The sequence below is a fragment of the Dellaglioa sp. CoH-57-MRSF-18 genome (assembly GCF_056781995.1).
In genome coordinates this window covers 1-335 of record NZ_JBXAXX010000154.1, presented here as the reverse complement: position 1 = coordinate 335, position 335 = coordinate 1, and the positions used below count along the sequence as shown (strand labels likewise).

Here is a 335-nt window from a genome sequence, read left to right as displayed (position 1 = left end):
GATACAGTAACTGTCTGGCCATTCAGTGTGGACACATCATTTATGGACTGCGAAATATAAGGTGCACCAGTACCAGATGTCTCCTGCCACGACAAATAAGTAGTGTCGCTACCAGTGGTCCCGGTTGCTGTGGTCACAGTAGCGCCGTTACTGAACATGTACCATCGATCGGCCACGAATGTGGCTATAGCACCAGACGCAGGATTACCATATTGATTTAGACGGAACCTGCCATTGATCAACTTGTTCTTGGTGGCACCCAGTGTGAAGTTGCCTGTGCTGTCCGGGCTCACGCCATTGATTGTCTTGACAAGCTGGTTCGTGGTATTGGTTGA

1 protein-coding gene is annotated in these 335 nt (G+C 49.6%); it reads right to left on the bottom strand.

Annotation, left to right across the window (positions count from 1 at the left end):
- Positions 1 to 335 (bottom strand): hypothetical protein (locus tag AC1RPG_RS08525; protein ID WP_481762556.1); only part of this gene is annotated, 335 nt, incomplete at both ends.